Source organism: Methylomonas sp. MgM2 (genome assembly GCF_054172045.1).
In genome coordinates this window covers 339,338-360,273 of record NZ_JBSYXO010000001.1, presented here as the reverse complement: position 1 = coordinate 360,273, position 20,936 = coordinate 339,338, and the positions used below count along the sequence as shown (strand labels likewise).

Here is a 20,936-nt window from a genome sequence, read left to right as displayed (position 1 = left end):
CGTTACCTTAGAAATCTTGAGTAGAAGTAAATAGGCCCACGCGTAAATCGTTGGCCTCATAAATTTGTTTGCCATCCACTTCCATCGTGGCGTCCGCTATACCCATGACCAGTTTGCGCAAAATGACACGTTTTAGATCGACTTTGTAGGTCACTTTTTTCGCAGTCGGCAGGACTTGGCCGGTAAATTTGACTTCGCCACAGCCTAACGCCCGGCCTTTACCCGGCCCCCCCAGCCAGCACAAGTAAAAGCCGATCAACTGCCACATGGCATCCAGACCCAAACAGCCCGGCATCACCGGGTCGCCTTGGAAATGGCAATCGAAAAACCACAAATCAGGTTTTATATCGAGTTCAGCAATGATTTCACCTTTGGCGTACTTGCCGCCCTCGTCAGACATATGGATAATGCGATCCATCATCAACATCGGAGGCAGCGGAAGTTGTGCATTTTGGGGACCATATAATTCACCGCGGCCGGACATCAACAATTCTTCGCGCGTGAAACTACGCTGTTTCGCCATTTAAAATTTACCTGGTTTGTAAGCTAAAAATATCTCCCATTATCCAATAGTCAAACTAAAAAATCAGCTCTATTTTTAATTTGAGCTTATCTCTGTCAGTAAATCCGAAATTTTCAGAGCGTTTCCAGATAGGCGTTTTTGATATATAAGCGTATAGGCGATGACCGATGAAACGTAGTTGCGGGTTTCTTTATAGGGTATGGTTTCTATCCAAATATCGGCCGGCAATGCCTGGTTCTGCGGCAACCAATGTCGTACACGATTGGGACCGGCGTTGTAGGCGGCAATGGATGGCGCAAATCGTCCTTTGAATTGGTCCAGCAATTTTTTAAAGTAAGCGCTGCCGTATTTAATATTAAAAGCCGGATTCAATAAATTGTAATCGTTGGTCCAAGGGTCTTTCAGTTCGTCGGCCATTTGCTGTGCCGTTTTGGGCATCAATTGCATTAAACCTATCGCTCCGGCAGGCGAACCGGCAAACTCGTCGAAAGCGCTTTCTTGTCTGATCAAACCGAAAATCAAAGCCGGATCAAGTTGTTGCCTGCCGGCATAATCGAATACCAATGTTTGATAAACCAGTGGAAATCTTAAGTCGACGTCGTCCCAATGGTTGGCTTTCGCTATAGTAAAAATCGCCATGGAGGGCCACTGCCATTGCTGTGCCATTTTGGCGGCTAAAGGAAGTTCTTGCTTATCCAGTCCGGCGATGGCATGCCACCACTGGCGCGTCGCTTCGGGTCTACGATCAATAGCAAGCAGTTCACTGACTGCCAGAAATTCATCGCGATTTTTCAGTGAGCTAAGTTGCTTGGTTGAGAAATCGATCGGACGGTTATTTAACTCGATCTCCTGTTTTAAATAGTCCGCCGAAAGAAAGCCGTAAAAACTGCGCTGTTTTGCCAGCTCGGATAAAATCGTATGCGCGTCATCCGTCTTTCCAACGGCAACTAACGCTCTGGCGCGCCAATAACGCCATTTCTCCAGTTGTTTTAAGTCATCGCGCAGCAGCTCTACAGCGCTGAGTACATCATGCCAGTTGAGTTGGCTTAGTGCGGCCCGCACCCGCCACTCTTGGGCCGGCGGGTCGTCGCCGGCAAATTTTACTAAGCGCGGATACGCTCGCTTGTCCTGCCTAAAAGCCAATTCCATACCTAAGCGTTTCTCGGTATCGGCTACAATTTCTTCCGGTATGGAAAAGCGGCCTTTTTCCGCATCCCAGACTTTCATGGCCGCGTCGGGGTCACGGTCCAGCCAGCGTTTAATCGAATGGGCGAACAGCAAGCCGGCACCGGTGTAGGTGCGCTTCCACCGTGCGGGCGCTTTGACTAACCGCGGCCGGTCATGCAGCTTAAGCCAAGTTTGCGCCATTTTTTGTTCGGTTTTGGGTAATAATGCTAAGGTTTGTCGTGCTAACTCGCTGTTATTGAATTTCAATGCGGCAAGAAAGCGCTGCCAAACTAGTTCCGAATTAAATTCAGCCGAGGCTTTCAGCCAATCGAACAAAACATCGCATGAGTTAGCTTGAGATTTGCCGCTCGACCATAGTTCCTTGGCTTTCTGTAAGCTTAAATGTTGTTGTCCCAGCTGGTATTGCGCTTGGGCGAAATAGCACTGTAGTTCCTGATTAGACGTGGATTTGTAATGCTGAATGAATGTCAACCACTGCTGGTTTTCGCCGAGCCTAGCCAACCATTTGCCGTGTAACAGCGGCGCATAGCGGGTATTCGGGTATTCGTATAAAAACGCCAATATTGCCGTATCATCGTTCAAACGCGTCAGTAGCCATTGGTAATGGAGATACGGGTAAAGAGGGTAGTCTTTTAATGTGTCGGACAGCGCTAGATAATCGTCGTCCCGGTTTTGCTTGATGTAATCTTCCGCCTGCAAAAAACTTTGCCGCATCGCGGACAGTGCGCGTTCGGATGTGGCGGCATGACACAGGGATATAGTCAGTAGATTAATAAATAGTAACAATCGAATGACAAAGCCCATAATATTTCCTAATAACCCGATATTGGTGTGGTTTTTGCGAAAAACAGAAACCATTATAATCTTCGCCAGCCTAATCAATCGTTCTCAAAATTGAAAATACACCAGTCTTCGTCAACATTTCAATATTCTTGGCGCTACATTTCCCGCATCGCTCTGCAGCATAAAAAACAATTGGTGACAGGACATGTCATCGCCGTCTTGGCGACGGTCGCCAGCGTGCCGGTTCCGTTGCTGATGCCATTGCTGGTGGATGAGGTATTGTTGGCTCATCCCGGCTTGGTCCTCAATAACGTGAATCGATTTCTGCCCGAACATTGGCAGCAACCGGTCGTTTACATAGGCGGTGTTTTGCTCGCCAGCCTGTTGCTGCGTTTGTTTGCGTTGGTGCTGAACATCGTTCAAACCCGTCAGTTCTCCGATATCGCCAAGGATGTGATTTTCCGCATACGTAAAAGTCTGGTGCAACATCTTCAGCATATTTCGATGTCCGAATACGAAAGCCTGGGCAGCGGCACCGTGACCGCGCATATGGTGACCGATTTGGACACCTTGGATACGTTTATCGGCACCACCATCAGTAAATTGCTGGTAGCGTGTTTGACGGTATTCGGCACCGCGGTGATTTTGCTATGGATGCATTGGCAATTAGGCCTGTTCATTATTTTCCTGAATCCGGTGGTGATTTATTTTGCCAAGGCCATCGGTTCCAGAATCAAGGATCTGAAAGTGGCCGAGAACAAAGCGTATAGCGTGTTTCAGCAAGCGTTGAGCGAAACCTTGGAAGCCATCGGTCAAATTCGCGCCAGCAATCGCGAACAACACTACTGCCAACAGCTGATCAACACCGCGTTGACCGTCAAAAAACGTTCGGCGATGTTTGCCTGGAAAAGCGATGCCGCCGTCCGCTTGAGTTTTTTGACGTTCTTGTTCGGCTTCGATATTTTTCGAGCCGTGGCGATGCTGATGGTGCTGTATTCCGATCTCAGCATAGGCCAAATGTTGGCCGTGTTCGGTTATTTGTGGTTCATGATGGCGCCGGTTCAGGAAATACTCGGCATTCAGCAAGCGTATTATGCCGCGAAAGGCGCGCTGGCAAGAGTCAATCAATTGAGCTTGCTGCAGCGGGAACCGGATTATCCGCATCTGGAAAACCCGTTCTTAGGCAAAAAAACCGTCAGCGTGACCGTGGAAAATCTGCATTTTCGCTACAAGGACGAACCGGTTCTGAACGGCATCAATCTTAAAATCAAAGCCGGCGACAAAATAGCGTTGGTCGGTGCCAGCGGCGGTGGTAAATCGACTTTGGCTCAGACGCTGATCGGTCTATATCCGGCCGAACAGGGTATGATTTATTTTGACGGCGTGCCCTTGAATCGGATCGGGCTGGACGTCGTACGGGAACATGTCGCGACCGTCTTGCAACATCCGGCTTTATTGAACGATACCATTCGAGCCAATCTAACCTTGGGGCGCGAAATCGACGACAACACCTTGTGGTCTGCCCTGGACTTGGCTCAATTGAAAAGCACGGTATCCGAATTGGATAAAGGACTCGACACCGTCGTCGGCCGCCAGGGCATGCGTTTATCCGGCGGTCAGCGCCAACGTCTCGCCATCGCGCGCATGATAGTCAGCAAACCTTCGGTCGTGATTTTGGACGAAGCGACTTCGGCTTTGGATAGCGAAACCGAGTACAGGCTACATCAGGCCTTGAACGAATTCTTGTCCGGCAGAACGACGATTATTATTGCGCATAGGCTCAGCGCGGTGAAACAAGCCAACCACGTTTACGTATTCGAAGAAGGCCAAATTTGCGAGGAGGGCCGCCACGAGGCCTTGATCCAACAAAGCGGCTTATACGCCAAGTTATACGGTGAATATCAATAATGCAGGAAATTTACGATTTACATTGCCATTCGACTGCTTCGGATGGCGCCTTGTCGCCAACCGAGTTGGTCAAGCGGGCACATCGGCAAGGCGTTACCGCCTTAGCCTTGACCGATCATGACACCGTTGTCGGCTTAGCGGAAGCGGCACAAGCCGCTAATGAGCTCGGCTTGAGTTTGATTTCGGGCATCGAAATCTCGGCAACCTACCTCAATCAATGCCTGCATATCGTCGGATTGGGCATCGAGCCCACTCATCCGGTCTTGTTGGACGGACTGGCACGGCAACATGCCATTCGGGCTCAACGCGCACATAAGATTGCCGAAAAACTGGAAAAAAAAGGTTTTGCGGGGGCATACGATTCGGTCGAATCGGCCGCGGGCGGCGGCGAAATAACGCGAACCCATTTCGCCGATTTTCTGGTTGCCCGAGGTGCGGTGAAAGATCAGCAAGAAGCCTTCGATCGTTACCTTAAAAAATCTAAGCCGGGATATGTGGCGACGCAATGGGCGGCGTTGGAAGATGCGGTCGGCTGGATTCGAGCGGCGGGCGGAATCGCCGTGTTAGCCCATCCGCTGCGCTATAGCATGAGCTTTAAATGGATGAACAAGGCCTTGGAGGCATTCAAGCGAGCCGGCGGGTTAGGGGTCGAGGTCGTTACCGGCCGCGCCACGGCGGAGGATATACAACTCAGTTTAAAGTTTGTGCAAAAACATCAGTTATACGGATCGGTGGGCTCGGATTTTCACAGCCCGGAGAATCAATGGATAGAATTAGGCCGATTGGCACCGCTGCCGGCGGGTATCGTGCCGGTCTGGGAATTGTTTGATCAGAAAAATCAAGCCGTTGTTGGCGAGTTGAATTAAATTATCCGCTCAATTGTCTATTATGAATATTGCTCAGATGGTGGGTGTTTTTATGAGCGGTTAATCTAATGGATACAGAAAATGCACGACGTATTACCGAGCTTAATACGCAAGGTACCGAGCTTCATTTGCAGGGTAGGCTAAACAAGGCTGAAGAATGTTATCGGCAGGCATTGGATATCGATCCGGATAGTGCGACCAGTCACAATAACTTAGGTTTTTTGTTAGCCCAGCAGCACCAGTGGAAAGAAGCGCTAGCGCATCTACGCAAAGCGGTAGCGCTGGTGCCGACCGATGCTAATTTTTTAAGTAATTTAGGACAAGTGTTAACAGAGATCGGTTTAGTGCAGGACGGATTGGATTTGCTGTTGAAAGCCGCCAAGCTGGAGCCGAAAAATCTTCGAGTCTGGGAAAATTTGGGGCACTTGTATTCGAACCTGGATGATCTCGCGGCGGCCGAGACCGCTTGGAAGCAAGCGTTGCAAATCGCCCCGCACGACATCGTCATTATCACGGAATTAGCGTCGACTATCGCGATACAAGATCGTTACGACGAGGCGATCGCTCTTTTTAGAGAGGCTTTGGAAATTCATCCCGGCTACGCCGATGCTTGGGTACAACTTGGCGTCAGTCTATTCGTGCAACAAAATTATGACGAGGCGCGCGAGGTGCTGCAGAGGGCACTCAGCTTGGATGCCGCCAATTTCAGCGGCTTGCGGCATTTGGGTTATGTTTTTGCTAGTTTGGGCGAAAAAGACCAAGCGCTGGAAAGTTTTAAAACCTTACTCAATTATTACCCGGACGCCGACTCGGTACGTTTGGATTTATCGGTCTTGTTGTTAGCGGATGACCAAAACCATTCGGCACATGAGCAGTTAGCATTTTTATATCGCAATAACGGCAAGAACGACAGGGTTATTTTCTATTACGGTTTAAGTCTTTATAGATTGGGCGACCATGCTCAAGCTTTTAAAGTCTGGTCGGAACTGGAAAATTTTGATTCGCCTTACCAAACAAAGATGAATGATTTCGATAAAAATTGAACATGCCGGTTTTTGCGCCGTTGAACCGTTTAGCGGATTACGCGAGCGAATTACCGAATTTTCAGTTCCATCCCTCTCATCATAATAAGGGCTTTATCGAATTGCGCATTAAAGGCAATGTCGGACTTGGCGGCCTGCATTTCGAATAAGCGACTGTGGTGATTTTGTTTGAATACGGCCATGGTCATCACACCGGTTTCGATACTTAAATGCCTTATAGGTAGACGGCTGATCTGATTAGGCTTAAATTAACCGGTGCCGATCTTCAGGGCGATCCGCTTCGCCGGATAAGAAGCGGCCTATCTCGATGAGTCACTTAATAATCTAGAAACATCATTTCCGGGGGATTAAATGAAAAACGAGCAAAAACAATTACTGAAGGCTTGGCGGGATCAGCTAGGCGCCATGATGCGTACCCATTTTTATTTATCTAGCAAAATCAGGCGCTTAAACTATATTCTCGGCGTGCCGATCATTATTTCGGCCATAGTCGTGGCATCTTATATCTTTTTCAGCATTAACCAGGATGTCGGTTTCCGGGTGAAGATGTTGTTTGGTCTGATGACCTTGCTGATGGCAATATTGGCCTCATTACAAACATTTCTGAAATATTCGGAACAGGCGGAAAACCATCGTAACGCAAGCGCTCGTTATCAAGCACTGTTCAACGGGATAGACCAGTTGTTGGTCATTCCGCCCAAAGATGAGGCTGCATTGGGAGAATGGTGCGACAAGCTCCGCGAACGTTGGGATGAGTTGAATCTTGAAGCCCCCAGCATTTCCAGAAAATTCCAGCTGGAGCCGGCGGAAACCGTAGGCTCGAATACCGAAACCGCCGAAACGCCACCAAACTACGATAATCGAGCAGACGCCTAATCGAACCGCCGTCGCATGAGGTGCCGGTTTAATTCGGGGGAGCTTCGCAAGGTTTTTTCAAAGCGGTTGTTAATCCGTAAGTCTTGGAAGTTGTGCTCTTTTCGGGCCGGGTCCATGAATTGATATTGGAAATCGCTGATTGTTTATGGGAAAGGTTCGTCACAATTTAACGCATAAGCTAATTTTAAAAGGTCCGAATATGGCGTCAGTAACAAGCGGGTGGCTGGTTTATCAGCCGGAAAATAACCATTTAATCCCTCATGTACAGGATTGTGCCCAACATCAAGACGCGATCTTGGAGCCGATCGAATTAAACCGGTTTATAGAAAACGCGCCGGCATATCTGGCCGAGAATTCGCACGTTATCGCCTTGCTCGAGAGCGTCGATCTTGGCCTTTTTTTGCAAACCATGTCGGCCTATGCCGGTCGAGTCGGTTTATTGCCTGTGCATCCCAAATCCAAAGTTTGTCGGCTATATAAGATTCCAAGCTCCATGGAAGATGCGATGCCATTGGCGCTGGCAAGCGACAGAGCGGTTAAAATGGATTTGTTGTTGTGTAACAACGAAGTGGTTACTTGGATGGTGACGCTAGGCGATGTGCCATTTGTTGAAATCAGACAAATTGTTTATCAAGAAGGCTTGCTATGGCAGCACGTCAAATCCATCCCGGCAGGCATCCGGGCCCTATTTCGCCTGCAACCGAAGATGGTGTTCGTCTCGACGGCAAAAGACACTAAATTCAAAACGGCAATTGTAGGCGCGCTGGTCATCCAGAATGACATCGAATCCGTGGTGCCTCATTTCGCCAACGAAAAGGTCTCCAATTTGGATGGAAAAATATCGACCGTCTTGGTCGCGCCTTCTTCGATTATGGATTATCTCGGTTTTTTCGTCGCAGCCTTGTCGCCAAAGCCTCAAGTATCCCCGGCGATCAGTTACTTCAAAACGGCTCGGTTTACACTCGAAAGTCCTAAAGAACTGAGCTACTACATTGACGGCCAGTCCCGGAGCGCAAAAACCATTGCTTTTCGTGTTATGCCGAAAGCGGTAGCGGTCAATGTCGGGCAAAAATTCCTATCCGAACATCCGCTGGCGGAAAACGATAAAGACGTCGTCAAAATCAAGACACTGCCTCAAGGCGAGGAACGGTTGACGCGATTGAAGCAGCATCTGCCGCTGTTTTCAATCGCCCGCGAAGATGACTTTAAAGATTTATTCGTCATGTTGCGTGACTATGCCCGCCCGACGGCCAATTTTTTGTTTCTGATGATACTCAGTGCGATGCTGGCTACATTGGGGCTGTTCTTGAATAGCGCTCCTGTCGTGATCGGTGCCATGTTAATTGCGCCTTTGATGGGACCGCTGGTTGCGCTGGCCATGGGCGTGTTGCGAAACGACGCCAAGCTGATGAAAGACGCCCTTCAAGTGTTTTTGATAGGCACCGGTTTTACGCTGCTGGTTGCGACCATCACCACGGTGTTGTTGCCTTACGAGCAGGCTACCGATGAAGTACGGGCCCGCTTACAGCCTAATTTGCTGGACTTGGGCGTGGCGGTGGTGTCCGGCATTGCCGCCGCGTACGCGCATGCCAAAGAAAATCTACAAAAGAATTTGGTCGGGGTGGCTATTGCCGTCGCGTTGGTTCCGCCTGCTTGCGTCATCGGTATCGGCGTCGGTTGGCTGGATTGGGGAACGATAACTGGTGCCGGCTTGCTGTTCCTGACTAATTTGGTCGGCATTGTTCTGGCGGGGATGTTAACGTTCTTGTGCTTGGGATTTGCACCTGTGATTACAGTTAGCCGAAGTCTCGGACTCTCATTGCTGCTAACAGCGCTGATAAGCGTTCCCTTGTATCATACTTTCAAGAATACGGTGCTTTATCAGCGCGTGGAAAAAAGTCTCAGTACCCGGACCTATCAGGTAAATGGCAAAACCGTCACCTTATCGGATGTTCTGATCATTCCCGAGGACGAAAAGATCAAGATCATGGCGCAATTACACAGCACGGAAGCCATCGAAACCAGCGATATAGCAGAGCTTCGAGATGTCATCGGCGCACAAATGGAAGAGCCGGTAACGTTGGACGTTTCGCTTCGCGTTCTACAATGAATTGCAATAAGCGTCCGATTCGGTCATGACTTGCGGCTTGGCTTGCACAGCGTCCGGGTGCAAGCGATCGGGGCGGTTAGCGGAATTCCATTCCCCAAGGGATCCGTATGGGTCGATTTCGGAAGATCGTCGAAAATTAAAAGTCCGGAGCCGAAATTAACGTACGACCAAACGATAAGCTTGCTCGGTCATTCGCGTGAGACCGCGGCCTTTAAAATGGGCTTGTTCCAATATATTGTCGCTCGATAGCAGGTCGATATCGCACCAATTGCCAAACAATTGCTCGACTTCTTGGTTGGCTACGCTAAAGGGCGGCCCCTGCATTTCGTGCTGAGGATAATCAAATGCGATCAAAAGAATCAGTGCGGTGGGCGAAACCAAGGTTGAAAGGGACCATACGTATTCAAGCCGCATTTCGGGCGGTAATGCAACCAAGGACGCCCGGTCGTAAACGGCATCGATTTTTCCGATAAGGTTTGCGCGCAGCGCGAAAAAGTCGCCGCAAAAAATCCGGAGTCCGTCTACTTCGTAAACCGAGAAATCGCCGCGGCGATACGTTATCGGGGTTAAACCATTTTCGGAGAAAAAGGATTCGGCTGCGACCGGGCTCAGCTCGACGCCTAGCACCTGATAGCCCATGGAAAGCAACCAAAACATATCCTTGCTTTTTCCACACAACGGCACCAGAACTCGACTTGCCGGGTTTATCATCATATTAGGCCAGTGGCGCTGCAGATAGGGGTTTACTTCCGGTTGATGGAATCCGATTTGATTCTGTCGCCAACGTTGATGCCAGAATTCATGTTGCATTGCTTAAACCCCGTCGCTAGGTTTTCATGACTGTTTTTCAGAAAACCGGCGAGTCAAAAATCGCGTGAAAACAACACGCCGGACAAATCCATCAGGCGCTTATCCAAAATCTTAATATGATGCCGCCCTATTGTATACAGCGGTTTTTGTTTCGTATCATAATTTTGCCGGCTTCGTTTTTATGTCAGCGTGGCGGGCAACATCCGGTTAATTTTTACAAGGGGAACAGCATGAGCATGCTTCAAGAATTCAAAGAATTCGTCATGAGGGGCAACGTGGTCGACATGGCGGTTGGGGTGATTATCGGCGGAGCGTTTGGTAAGGTCGTTTCGTCGCTGGTTGCTGATGTCTTGATGCCGCCGGTTGGCGTTTTATTGGGAGGAGTCGATTTTTCCGATTTGTCCGTAACCGTCAAAGAGGCATCGAAAAATGCCGCCGGAGTGGATATGCCTGCCGTCGTGATCGGCTACGGAAAATTTATCCAAACAGCGATTGATTTTACCATTATTGCCGCTGCGATTTTTTTGATGATAAAAATATTGAATTCCTTCAAAAAGAAGGCGGAAGAGGCGCCGGCCGTTCCGGCCGGACCGAGCAATGAGGAAAAATTACTGACCGAAATTCGGGATTTATTGAAGAAAAAAATATGACCCTTTATGAGTCAAGCAGCCGCTTGTTTTCAATAAGCGGAAGGTATAAACCGCCAGACAGGCTAACTTTTAGCAAGGACAGGACTAAAAAAACAATAATTATTTTTACCGGTGTGTTTCGCGATGTACATGGCCTGATCCGCTTGCGTTAACAACGTTTCGGCATTTTGCGTGTTATCCGGGAATAGGCTGATCCCGATACTCGCGCCCACGACGAAGCTTTTGGTTTGGATAACGATGGGCTTGGAAATGGCGGACTGAAGCCGTGTTAGCGTCGAGACGGACTCTTCCTTATCTTCCAGATCCAACAGCAATATCACGAACTCGTCTCCGCCGATCCGGGCTACGGTATCGGTGTCGCGTATCGTCTCGCTTATACGCTTGGCGATCTCGACTAAAGCCGCGTCGCCGGCACCGTGTCCTAAGGAATCATTGATAGGCTTGAAGTCATCGAGGTCGAGATAACAAAGCGCCATTTTCTTCTGGTTCCGTTTCGCTTTGGCAATGGCTTGTTTTATACGGTCTATCAGCAATATTCGATTAGGAATGCCGGTAAGCGCGTCGTGATGAGCGATATAATCGAGCTCTCGGTGTTTCTTAATCAAATAGCTAATATCGGAGAAAACGGCCACGTAATTGTCAATCTGACCTTGTTCATTTTTAACGGCCGATAACGTCAGCCATTCAGAAACCCATTCACTGTTTTGATTGATGTTGTTGATTTCACCGCTCCAATGGCCGGATTGCTGAACGGTGTACCAAATTTGGTCGGCGATGTCCGCAGATTGAAAACCCGTTTTAATGTCGGTCAGCCTTCGACCGATCAATTGGTCTGCGTCATAGCCGGTTTCTTCTATGAATGACGGGTTGACTTCGATGATGTTGGTTTCGGCATCGGTGATACAGATCGCATCTAAGGTATTTGCGATGGCCTTGGCGGACAGACGAAGTTTTGCCTCCGCTTTTTGACGCCTAATAATTTCACGCGCCAAGTGTAGCGATTGGTGGGTCAAATTCTGATAGATGGCCAACACTGAAAAGATCAGATCTTTCGCCGCACCCCGCATCAGTCTGTCCGATTGTTCTTTGGCCTGTGCGATTGTCGAACCGGACTTTAGCAAAAGTACGACTTTCGCCATACGCATATCGCTGTCCAGAATGTGATAGAGCAGCCAGTGCGTCAGAAACTTGAGTACATCCTCGATGACGGCGTCCAGGGGTTTTGAGGTTTCCTGGGATTTAAGCTGCATTATTTTATTTGTGAAGCTTTGGTGGGCTTCTTTATGCGACTTTTCCCAGGCGTCTTCAGAAAGGTATCGATGCCATATCGCTTCTTCGGTTTGGAAGTGGTAGCTGGCATAGGCCTCAAGTTCTTCGAGAACTAAATTCAATCTTTCGACCTCGACAAGGGACGACCACTCTTGGGCAAGCTGATTTATCAAGCGCACCAATTTTTTGTGCTGTATGTCGATTTCTGGTAAGCCGGTTTCAAAAGCCTCGTTCCATGGCAGAATTTCAACTAGTCGCATCTAAAACTCATTATTTCTTATTGTTATTATTTTAAGTTTGAAGCGATCTTTCGCTTTCAATACATCTTATCGATAAGCCGATGAATTCATTATAGCGCGTGAACGGAGCGGGAAAACCTAGCGATGGAATTTTATGGTTTTATTGTTGCGATCTGCGCTTCGAGTTCCTCGATTTTTAAAGCGCCGCTGGTTCCGGTCCGCTTGTGCGATGAAGTAAAGAAATACGTTCGGGGCAGTTCGCCGTACCAACGCGGGTCGATTTCATAGCGTAATTTTTGCGCATCCTCATTGCCGAACATCCAATTGTCCAGGTCGATCAGGCGATGCTTAGTCAGAATGTCTTCCACTTCCGCAACGGCGACCGGTTCATCCGTGGACAGCATGACTATTTTTAGGCCGGGATGTTTCTGATGGAGCTCGTGAATCACGTCCATGTCCTTCAGGCAAGAGGGGCAGTCGACAGACCAAATCGCTAAAACGAAAGCGTGTCCGCTATATTCGCTAAGGATTTGCTGGTAACTGCCCGAGTTAAAAGTTTTGACAGACGTTTCTTGAGCTTGTCCGATGCAGGTAAAAAATAGAGTTAACAACAGTACGACTAAACGGGTTCTAAACATGAGGTGTTGCTCGTTAAACTAAAGAGGAAAAAATCATGACGCCATAATAACCGAGCATGGACATTGGCTAAAGAGGTTTTAAAACCGGGGATTCATCTAAATGCGCATGCCGATTAAATCGACCGTGAATGGGGATGCCGTGCTCCACGTACAGGATGTTTGCAATCTGTCGCAGAGAGTCGTTCAGCATGCGGTAAACTCTTTGAGAACGGTAATTGAGCTGCCGGCTTTCGGGAAACGCGACCAGTCTTTCACGCGTGTAACGTAGCCATGTTTCAGCGGATTCAGATGCACGTAATCGATGTGATTGGCATAGTCACGTTCATCCCGTATGGCATGTTCCCAGAAGCGACGTTGCCGAATTCCCCGTTCGCCTTTATGCGTACGAGCTTTCGAACGGCGCTCGATGGCAGGAATTTTCTGCACGAAGCGAATCTTGATCGCTTCCCACCGGTTGGAAAAATCGTCATCTCCCGAGGATGATCCGCCAAAAAAGCTTCTCCACAAAACCAGCAACCGCCAAACCAACCCCGCGAAACGCCACCGATAAAGAGGACCGTTTCCCATTCGGCGGAACCCGCAGAACCGTTTCCGTCCTATGCGGGCTAAAAACCCGGTAAACCGGTTCCGCCCTACGCGGGCTAAAAGTGCTACAAGAAACTAACATCCAAGGTTGATGATGGGTTAGCAGACGACCAGCGCCAATGCTCAGGCCGTTCGACATATCCTTTGCGAACCGGATTGTCGTGGATGTAATTCAGTTTCTGCAGATAAAACGCCGGATTCTCGATTTTCTTTGGCGCATTGGTATCGCGCCAGAAATGGTATCTTCCTGATTCGTCGATAAACAACTCTAAAACGCGCGGCTCATGGTTTTCGATATTTTTCTTGAGTTCCTTTGAGGTAAAACGTTTAAAGTCGCGCAAAAAGCCGGCTACATCCGGCGAGGTGACTATCAGATGCAGATGGTTCAGCATGAACACATAACCATTTAATTCCAAACCCTTTTGTTGCTGGCAATAACGTAACGAATCCGCCAATATTTGCCAACGATCGAAGCGGTCGAACAGGTAATACCAGCGTTCGACGGTTAATGTCAGGTAGTAGGTGCCGCTGTTTAGGCCGGTTGCTATGCGACGCGATGGCATGCCTTTTGTTCTCTCCTGAAAGAACCGGCGGGGCGGGTTATTTAACCCGCTCCTAACGTTTTGGTTTGTCTTGGCTGATAGTTGAAAGGTTTAGGACGGGGTACATACCCCGTCCCGCTCAAGCATTGGTATCGCGCCAGAAATGGTATCTTCCTGATTCGTCGATAAACAACTCTAAAACGCGCGGCTCATGGTTTTCGATATTTTTCTTGAGTTCCTTTGAGGTAAAACGTTTAAAGTCGCGCAAAAAGCCGGCTACATCCGGCGAGGTCACTATCAGATGCAGATGGTTCAGCATGAACACATAACCATTTAATTCCAAACCCTTTTGTTGCTGGCAATAACGCAACGAATCCGCCAATATTTGCCAACGATTGAAGCGGTCGAACAGGTAATACCAGCGTTCGACGGTTAATGTCAGGTAGTAGGTGCCGCTGTTTAGGCCGGTTGCTATGCGACGCGATGGCATGCCTTTTGTTCTCTCCTGAAAGAACCGGCGGGGCGGGTTATTTAACCCGCTCCTAACGTTTTGCTTTGTCTTGGCTGATAGTTGAAAGGTTTAGGACGGGGTACATACCCCGTCCCGCTCAAGCTATTCTGGCACTTCGCAGCAAGTGCACTCATACAACCTAGATTTGTTTTCTCCCCATGTTTTTCCCGAACTTTCATCAATTGTTACTGACGTTCCATAGTTATATTCAGCTTTAACACCATCTAGTTCACCTGCAAATTTCCATCCTGAAGTTGTTGCTTTTGTTATAGTTTCCGCATAACCAGTCTTGACATCAACTGTCATCGTGATAGCTTGGCCTTCTATTCTTGCTTGAATGAGTACGCTGGCAATAAGCTTTCTCTCTGTCTCTCGCTTGCCATCTATCCCCACAATCTTAATGTTGCCATTATCGCACTTAACAGTAACAGTTCCTTCCTCTGAAGCATGGAGATACGTAGAAAAAAGTGGCGAACCAAACAGCGCCGAGGTGTAATAGCTGGACGAAGCACTACCTTTCACTTCAATAGTGTCAGTACTACAGTCTCTAGCGACATTTGTCATCTCTATTCCATAGTGTCCCCACCAATGAGTTATACATCCTCGGTCTTCTGATTTTAAGTATGGCCCAAACCACTTTGTCGGTGATTCATCAACAGATACCCCCTCGATATGTTTCCACCCCCAGATCTTTTTTAATCCATATGGGTCAACCAAAGTTGCGGGTCTTCCTTGAATGTATTCATAAAGATTAACCCCGCCAAAATACCCCAACGGATCCCTCCCCAAAAACCTCCCCTTAAACGGATCGTAATACCTCGCCCGGTAGAAATAGATCCCCGTCTCCTCATCCCACTGCCGGCCGGTAAACATCCACGGACTGGCTATCGCGCTATGCGCCGTGCCCCAGGCATTGGGCGGCACCGCCACGCCTGATCCGTCCGTGATGATCGGATACCCGTAGGCGTCATAGCTGTAGCGCTCCACCGCATTACCGAGCGCGTCCGTCACCGCCGCCACCGACCACAACGCATTCTGGTGGTAGTAATAATCCTGCCCGCCCCGCGCCATGCTCAGCACCTCGTCGATGTAGTTGCCGTAGACGTAAGTCGCGAGCGTCGCTCCACCGATGTCCTGCTCCTCGACGATGCGGGCGTCGTCGTAGAAATAATGAGTTTCAATCGGCACCGACGGCAACAGGGCCGGGTTGGCGATCTTGGTGATCCGCCGCGACAGGGCGTCGTAACGGTATTGCCCCACCGGCTTGCCGTCGGACTTGCGGGTGACGCCGGTCAGCCGGTTCTCCTCGTCGTAGGCGTAGCTGTAGCGCTTGTCCTCCTCCAGGTTGCCGTTGTCGTCATGACCGATCGGCACGAGCGGGTTGCCATCGACCTGGATCGAGGTGATCTCGTTGACCGCGTTGTGCTCACGGGTCTGGGTGACGCCGTCCTTGACCTTGTGGTCCCAATTGCCCAGCTTGTCCAGGTCGTACTGGCTCTGGGTGAGCGGCACCGGCACGCTGCTGCCGATCAGAGTGCCGACCTTGTAGTCGATCAGGCGGTAGACCTCGTCGTACTGGTAGGCCTCCGAATGGCCGCCGTCATGGGTTTTGTCCTCGTACAGCTTGTTGCCCTCGGCGTCATAGTCGTGGCCGAAGCCGGCAATGAGAGTCGAGCCAATCGTGTGCTCCAGACCGGTGATCCAATTGTTGGCGTTATATGTATAGTCTGCAATGACGCCGTTCTCGTACTGGCGTGTCTGGACCCGGTTGCCGAGGTCATAGTTGTACAGCGCGATCTGTGTGATCGGAAAGACCGGTCCGGGACCCCGGTTCACGCTGGATAAACGCGCGCGCGGGTCCATGGACTCGGTGACCACCCGCCCGCCAGGATAGGTGATGGTGCGGGTGCGGCCGGGGATGTCGTGGACGTAACTGACGACACGCCCGTTCTGGCTGGTCTCGGTGACTCGGTTGGCGCCGTCGTAGTCGAAGGTGACCAGCCAACCGTCGCGCTCGGCACTGAGCATGCGGCCGGACAGGTCGTAGCTCAGCGTGTCAGCCGGGCTGACCGGATAGATCCTTTCGGTCAGGAAGTACAGGTCGCTGTAGCGGTACTGAGTGACCTGGCCTTTCTGGTCGGTGCGGGTCAGCAGGTTGCCGACGCCGTCGTAGCTGAACTCGCGGATATTCGGTGCCGGATCCGGATAAGTTTCCCGCAGCAGCCGGTTGACGCCGTCGTAAGCGTAGCTGGTGGTCTCGCAGTCGGCGGGCGGGCTGGCGCCATTGCAGGCGGCCGGCGAGCTGCCGTTCTTGGCTGTGGTCAACGCCGTGACGTTGCCCACATGGTCGTAGTCGGTCTTGGTCCAGATATCGTCGACATCCACCTCCGTGCAATCGGTGTCTCCCACTTTTTGCACGGCCAGGATGCGGCGGTTGATGTCGTCATAGTGGTAACAAGTCGCATGGAGCGCCCGGTCGGTTATCTGCAGCAGATTGCCCACCGCATCGTAGTCGTAGAAGGTGTTATGGCCGAGAGCGTCGGTGACCTGGATCAGGCGGTAAATGCTGTCGTAGACATTGTCGGTGCCGTTGCCGTTACCGTCGCGTTCGCTCAGACGGTTGCCTTCCGGGTCGTAGCCGTAGTTGGCCACCCGCCCGACGCTATCGTTCACCTGAATCAGGCGGTCCAGGGCGTCGTAGGTATGGGTGGTGACGTTGAAGTTGGGGGCGGTGACGGTGATGACGTTGTCCACGCCGTCATAGGTGGTTAGGGTTTGGTCGCCGGCGGCGTTGGTTTCCTGCACGAGCCGGTTGAGGCCGTCGTAGACGTAGCTGGTGGCGTTGCCGTTGGGCTCGGTCAGGGCGAGCCGGTTGCCGTTGGCATCATAGCCGTAGCGGGTGACGGCGTCGTCGGCATCGATGCTGTCGGCGGTATCGATCTGCTTGCGAATCTGGCAAACCAGGCGGTCCAGGCCGTCATACTTGAAGTAGCTGACTTTGCCGTTGGCGTCGATCTGCCGGGTCACCAGGGAGGAACCCCGGCTCGGTCCGCTGATGTCGGGACAGCGCGGGTTAGGCACGATCATGCCGACCCGGTCGTATTCGAGCTGGGTCAGGTCGCTTTCCGCATCCAGGGTGGTCAGGCGGCGGTTCAGCGCGTCGTAGGTGTAAGTCGTGCAGTGGCCGTTGGCGTCGCAGTCCTCGATCAGGTTGCCCACCGGGTCGTAGCCGCGGGTACTGATGTTGTTCAGGGTATCGGTGCTCTTCACCAACCGGTTCTGCAGGTCGTAATCGAACTGGCTGCTGTGGCCGTTGCGGTCGGTCATGTCGACCCTGTTGTCGTTGCCGTCGTAACTCTGAGTACTGAAGTTTTTAGGCGCGGGCAGCGGATAAATGGTTTTGACGAGCCGCTGGCGCAAATCGTACTGGAACTGGGTGGGATTGCCGTTGCGATCGACAACCCGGACGCGGTTACCCTCGCCGTCGTAGTCATACCGGGTGAAATTGCCGGCGGGATCGGTTTCCTTGAGCAGCCGGTTCAAATTGTCGTAGTCGTAGCGGGTGGTGTGGATGTTGTCGTCGGTGCGGGTCTTAAGGTTACCCACAGCGTCATAGGTGTAAGTGGTCTGGCGCTGCTCCGGCTTGCCCACCGCGTCGGTGGTCTTGATGCGGTTGCCGAAGGCGTCGTAGTCATGCCGGCTCAGATTGCCGTTCTTGTCCGTTTCGGTCAGCACGTTGCCGTGGCTGTCGTAAGACCATTGCCTGATGCCGCCCAGGGGATCGGTCTCCCTGAGCCGGTTGCCGTTGGCCGGATCGATGTCGTAGCTGGTCAGCCGGCCGTTGGCGTCGGTCATGCCGGTCATCCGGTTGAAGACCGGATCGTAGGTCCAGGCCGTTTCGTAATTAAAGGGAACGGGGTCAATCTGTTTGATGCGGTTACCCAGCGCATCGTATTCGTAACGGGTGGTATGGCCGTTGGCGTCGGTGACCGAGGCCGGCATCAATGTGGCGGGATCATAGGTATAGCTAGTTTCGGCGCCATCCGGGGCGGTGATCTTGGTGATATAGCCATGGTTGTCGTAATCGTAGAGCCAGACGTGACCGAGTCCGTCGGTCTTGCGGGTGGTGCTGGGCACGTACACCCGTTGCAGATTCAGGAACAGGGCGGCGACGTCGGTGGCCCAGTTGACCGGGTTGCTGAGCCGGAACAGGTCGTGGCCGGCACCGTCCCGGATGGCCACGGGCTTGTTGCTCTGATAGAGGTAGCGGAACGTCCGGTCGTCCTTGTCCACTTTTTGGGTCATCTGGTACAGGCTGTTGTAACTGTAGCTGACGCTTTTGCCCGCGGCGTCGGTCACGCGGACGAGTTTCCTGCCGGTGGTGTCGTATTGCAAGGTGGTGATCCGTCCCAAAGGATCCTGGATGGTCGTCAGCTTGTTCCGGCCGTTGTAGCCCAAGGTCAGACTGCGGCTGTAGGTATCAGTGACCGCGGTCAGTTTGCCGCCGGCATAGCTCAGCGTGGTGATATTGCCGTTACGGTCGGTGATCTCGGTGAGGCGCCAGACCGGCCCGTTCACCATGAAGGGCGTGCCGGGTATGGATTGGAACTGGAAGCGGGTCTGGTCCTTCTGGGTCAGAGTGAAACTACCGTCAGGATTTTTTACAAGTGTCTCGAAATAGCCGGGAGCCGCGGTATAAGTGCCGCCAGGGCCTAGCTTGTAGGTGGTGACCCGACCGTCTGCGTCGAAGCGGAACATGCTGCCGCGCTGGGCGAACAGGAAGATGTTGTAGCTGTGAGTCCAGCCGTAGCCCATCACGGTATCGACGTTGGCCCTGGATCCGTCGGCATTGTAACTGTTGTAGGCCAAGTCCATCGCCAGCGTGGGACCACTGCCACTCATGACCCGCGGACCGGTGTAGGCCTCCCTCAGGTTGCCTTCGCTGGCACTGATGGCGCTGCCGGAGCCGGTTCCCGGCAATTCGGGGCATCGTTTGCCGGTTTCACAGGTGCAGCACCGAGGGGGATCTTCGCCGATATAGCCAGCATGGCCAATCTGAGGGGCGAGGTACAGCATTAGGGCGGGCAGGAAAACGCTCAAAAGACCGGAGAATCGATTCATGACTACCTCTATCAATTCTTATTGAGAAACGACTAGCCGGTCGTAAACGCGGACGGCCACCGTTAAAATACAGGAAAGCTAACTTGGTTTATTTAGGTTCTCAAACTTTACCGTCATCCGTTACTGACTGTTTTATGCCTCTTCCGAAGAGCGGGGTAAAGCCGGCCAGTCCTATCATGATCAGGATCAATGTGTCTGGTTCGGGGAGGTTTTGATTCCGCTTTGATTCGGCGTCGGCTTCGATATAAATGTAGTACGGAGTGTCGAACGACAGATTTACGATATTACTCAGCGTCTTGCTTACCGTCGTGACGGTATCCGGGGTATTGCTACCGCCGATCATCATATCGTAGTCGAACAGTATCGGATTTGGGGCGAAGTCCAAAAACAGGCTTGCAGTCCAGTCCGGATCGAAGCTGCCTACTGCATCGGTGTAGCCATGCAAGGTAGCCATCACGTCCATTGAAAATAGTACGTCAACTACGCCCGCCCCACCGGTAATCATAAACGAGCCGTAAAGACTGCCTCGACCCAATGAAGATGCCTGATTGTTGTAACCCGTTAGGTTTACGCTAGTGGTAGCACTCAACGTCATCGCGGCAGCATCTGCTTGACCGCTTCCCGCGGCCCACGTCGTAGCGGCGATTTGGGAAACAGCGCCTCCCATACTGAAGTCGTATTGCTGGTCCAGCTCGCCCATGCTATTGGCGGCTTGGGTAAAGACTTCCGCGATCAGCGGGTCTTGAAACACGACACTGCCGCTGGTGGGCGTAATCTGAATATTGGAGAGCGTCAACGAGCTGTCAGTGATGACTACTGCAAACGCGTGGGAGCTCTGTAATGTCAGGCTTGAGAACAGCAGTACGCGAAGCCAATGCCGGGTACGGTTCATATTTCTATCTCCGCTGATCGATTGATGCAGATGCGCAACTATCGGCAATCTTTTGTTGCCTTCTTTTATCAACGAGTTCGAGACGCCAAACTGTCGGTATCAGCAAGCAAGAGTTACGCCATGGTTTAGTAATCAAACTACGCGGCCGGTAATGCTGGAAGTTAGGTGCAGTGCTGGTTTGATGGCCTTTCACTATTTGAAAGGTGATTGTAAAAAATACTGACAAATTCTGGTTTGTATCCGGGCTTTAAATACGCACCAATCGCTTATCCGGCAAGAAAACCAGGATATTAGGGGCGACGATTTGGTGTAAAAATTACTGACATCCTCGCTCTCGATAAATTGTTTGTCTGAATTCGATTGCCAAAGGTCACAAGGTCAC

The 20,936-nt window shown here is 51.2% G+C and carries 17 protein-coding genes; 6 read left to right on the top strand and 11 right to left on the bottom strand.

Annotation, left to right across the window (positions count from 1 at the left end):
• Positions 1-7: 7 nt before the first annotated feature.
• Positions 8-523: a 3-hydroxyacyl-[acyl-carrier-protein] dehydratase FabA gene (gene fabA, locus ACW73I_RS01630; protein WP_458027449.1), complete on the bottom strand. Its 516-nt coding sequence runs from the start codon at positions 521-523 to the stop codon at positions 8-10.
• Between the two features lie 75 nt (positions 524-598).
• Complete coding sequence (locus tag ACW73I_RS01625; RefSeq protein WP_458027448.1) at positions 599-2,515, bottom strand: transglycosylase SLT domain-containing protein; 1,917 nt, start codon at positions 2,513-2,515, stop codon at positions 599-601.
• 234 nt (positions 2,516-2,749) lie between these two features.
• On the opposite strand from ACW73I_RS01625, the gene ACW73I_RS01620 reads away from it, so the two are divergent.
• The 3 genes from ACW73I_RS01620 to ACW73I_RS01610 all read left to right on the top strand — a co-directional run bounded on the left by ACW73I_RS01620 (position 2,750) and on the right by ACW73I_RS01610 (position 6,311).
• Positions 2,750-4,402, top strand: a complete 1,653-nt coding sequence (locus ACW73I_RS01620) for an ABC transporter ATP-binding protein (protein WP_458027473.1) — start codon at positions 2,750-2,752, stop codon at positions 4,400-4,402.
• A complete protein-coding gene (locus tag ACW73I_RS01615) occupies positions 4,402-5,268 on the top strand; it encodes a PHP domain-containing protein (RefSeq protein WP_458027447.1) in 867 nt (288 codons plus the stop codon). The genes ACW73I_RS01620 and ACW73I_RS01615 overlap by 1 nt, the downstream gene beginning before the upstream one ends.
• 68 nt (positions 5,269-5,336) lie before the next feature.
• Complete coding sequence (locus tag ACW73I_RS01610; RefSeq protein ID WP_458027446.1) at positions 5,337-6,311, top strand: tetratricopeptide repeat protein; 975 nt, start codon at positions 5,337-5,339, stop codon at positions 6,309-6,311.
• 50 nt (positions 6,312-6,361) lie between these two features.
• Here ACW73I_RS01610 and ACW73I_RS01605 read toward each other — a convergent pair whose 3' ends face one another.
• Positions 6,362-6,493: a hypothetical protein gene (locus ACW73I_RS01605; protein ID WP_458027445.1), complete on the bottom strand. Its 132-nt coding sequence runs from the start codon at positions 6,491-6,493 to the stop codon at positions 6,362-6,364.
• Positions 6,494-6,662: 169 nt separating this feature from the next.
• Here ACW73I_RS01605 and ACW73I_RS01600 point away from each other — a divergent pair, with 169 nt between their 5' ends.
• Complete coding sequence (locus ACW73I_RS01600) at positions 6,663-7,187, top strand: SLATT domain-containing protein (RefSeq protein ID WP_458027444.1); 525 nt, start codon at positions 6,663-6,665, stop codon at positions 7,185-7,187.
• Between the two features lie 199 nt (positions 7,188-7,386).
• Complete coding sequence (locus ACW73I_RS01595; RefSeq protein ID WP_458027443.1) at positions 7,387-9,297, top strand: TIGR00341 family protein; 1,911 nt, start codon at positions 7,387-7,389, stop codon at positions 9,295-9,297.
• Positions 9,298-9,453: 156 nt separating this feature from the next.
• Here ACW73I_RS01595 and ACW73I_RS01590 read toward each other — a convergent pair whose 3' ends face one another.
• Positions 9,454-10,107, bottom strand: a complete 654-nt coding sequence (locus ACW73I_RS01590) for a thiopurine S-methyltransferase (RefSeq protein WP_458027442.1) — start codon at positions 10,105-10,107, stop codon at positions 9,454-9,456.
• Positions 10,108-10,337: 230 nt separating this feature from the next.
• On the opposite strand from ACW73I_RS01590, the gene mscL reads away from it, so the two are divergent.
• Positions 10,338-10,757 (top strand): large-conductance mechanosensitive channel protein MscL, encoded by a 420-nt coding sequence (gene mscL, locus ACW73I_RS01585; protein ID WP_458027441.1) that lies wholly within the window; start codon positions 10,338-10,340, stop codon positions 10,755-10,757.
• A 62-nt stretch (positions 10,758-10,819) separates the two neighbouring features.
• On the opposite strand, the gene ACW73I_RS01580 is transcribed toward mscL, so the two are convergent.
• The 7 genes from ACW73I_RS01580 to ACW73I_RS01550 form a co-directional block, all read right to left on the bottom strand.
• On the bottom strand, positions 10,820-12,286 hold the full coding sequence (locus ACW73I_RS01580; RefSeq protein ID WP_458027440.1) for a bacteriohemerythrin: 1,467 nt from the start codon (positions 12,284-12,286) through the stop codon (positions 10,820-10,822).
• A gap of 131 nt (positions 12,287-12,417) precedes the next feature.
• Complete coding sequence (locus tag ACW73I_RS01575; RefSeq protein ID WP_458027439.1) at positions 12,418-12,903, bottom strand: TlpA family protein disulfide reductase; 486 nt, start codon at positions 12,901-12,903, stop codon at positions 12,418-12,420.
• Positions 12,904-13,086: 183 nt separating this feature from the next.
• On the bottom strand, positions 13,087-13,470 hold the full coding sequence (locus ACW73I_RS01570; RefSeq protein ID WP_458027438.1) for an REP-associated tyrosine transposase: 384 nt from the start codon (positions 13,468-13,470) through the stop codon (positions 13,087-13,089).
• 83 nt (positions 13,471-13,553) lie between these two features.
• The gene (locus tag ACW73I_RS01565; protein WP_458027437.1) at positions 13,554-14,051 is read right to left on the bottom strand and encodes an REP-associated tyrosine transposase; all 498 of its coding nucleotides are present in this window, start codon (positions 14,049-14,051) and stop codon (positions 13,554-13,556) included.
• A gap of 118 nt (positions 14,052-14,169) precedes the next feature.
• A complete protein-coding gene (locus ACW73I_RS01560) occupies positions 14,170-14,520 on the bottom strand; it encodes a transposase (protein WP_458027436.1) in 351 nt (116 codons plus the stop codon).
• 123 nt (positions 14,521-14,643) lie between these two features.
• Positions 14,644-19,662 (bottom strand): RHS repeat-associated core domain-containing protein, encoded by a 5,019-nt coding sequence (locus tag ACW73I_RS01555; protein ID WP_458027435.1) that lies wholly within the window; start codon positions 19,660-19,662, stop codon positions 14,644-14,646.
• A gap of 100 nt (positions 19,663-19,762) precedes the next feature.
• A complete protein-coding gene (locus ACW73I_RS01550; RefSeq protein ID WP_458027434.1) occupies positions 19,763-20,554 on the bottom strand; it encodes a hypothetical protein in 792 nt (263 codons plus the stop codon).
• Positions 20,555-20,936: the final 382 nt, after the last annotated feature.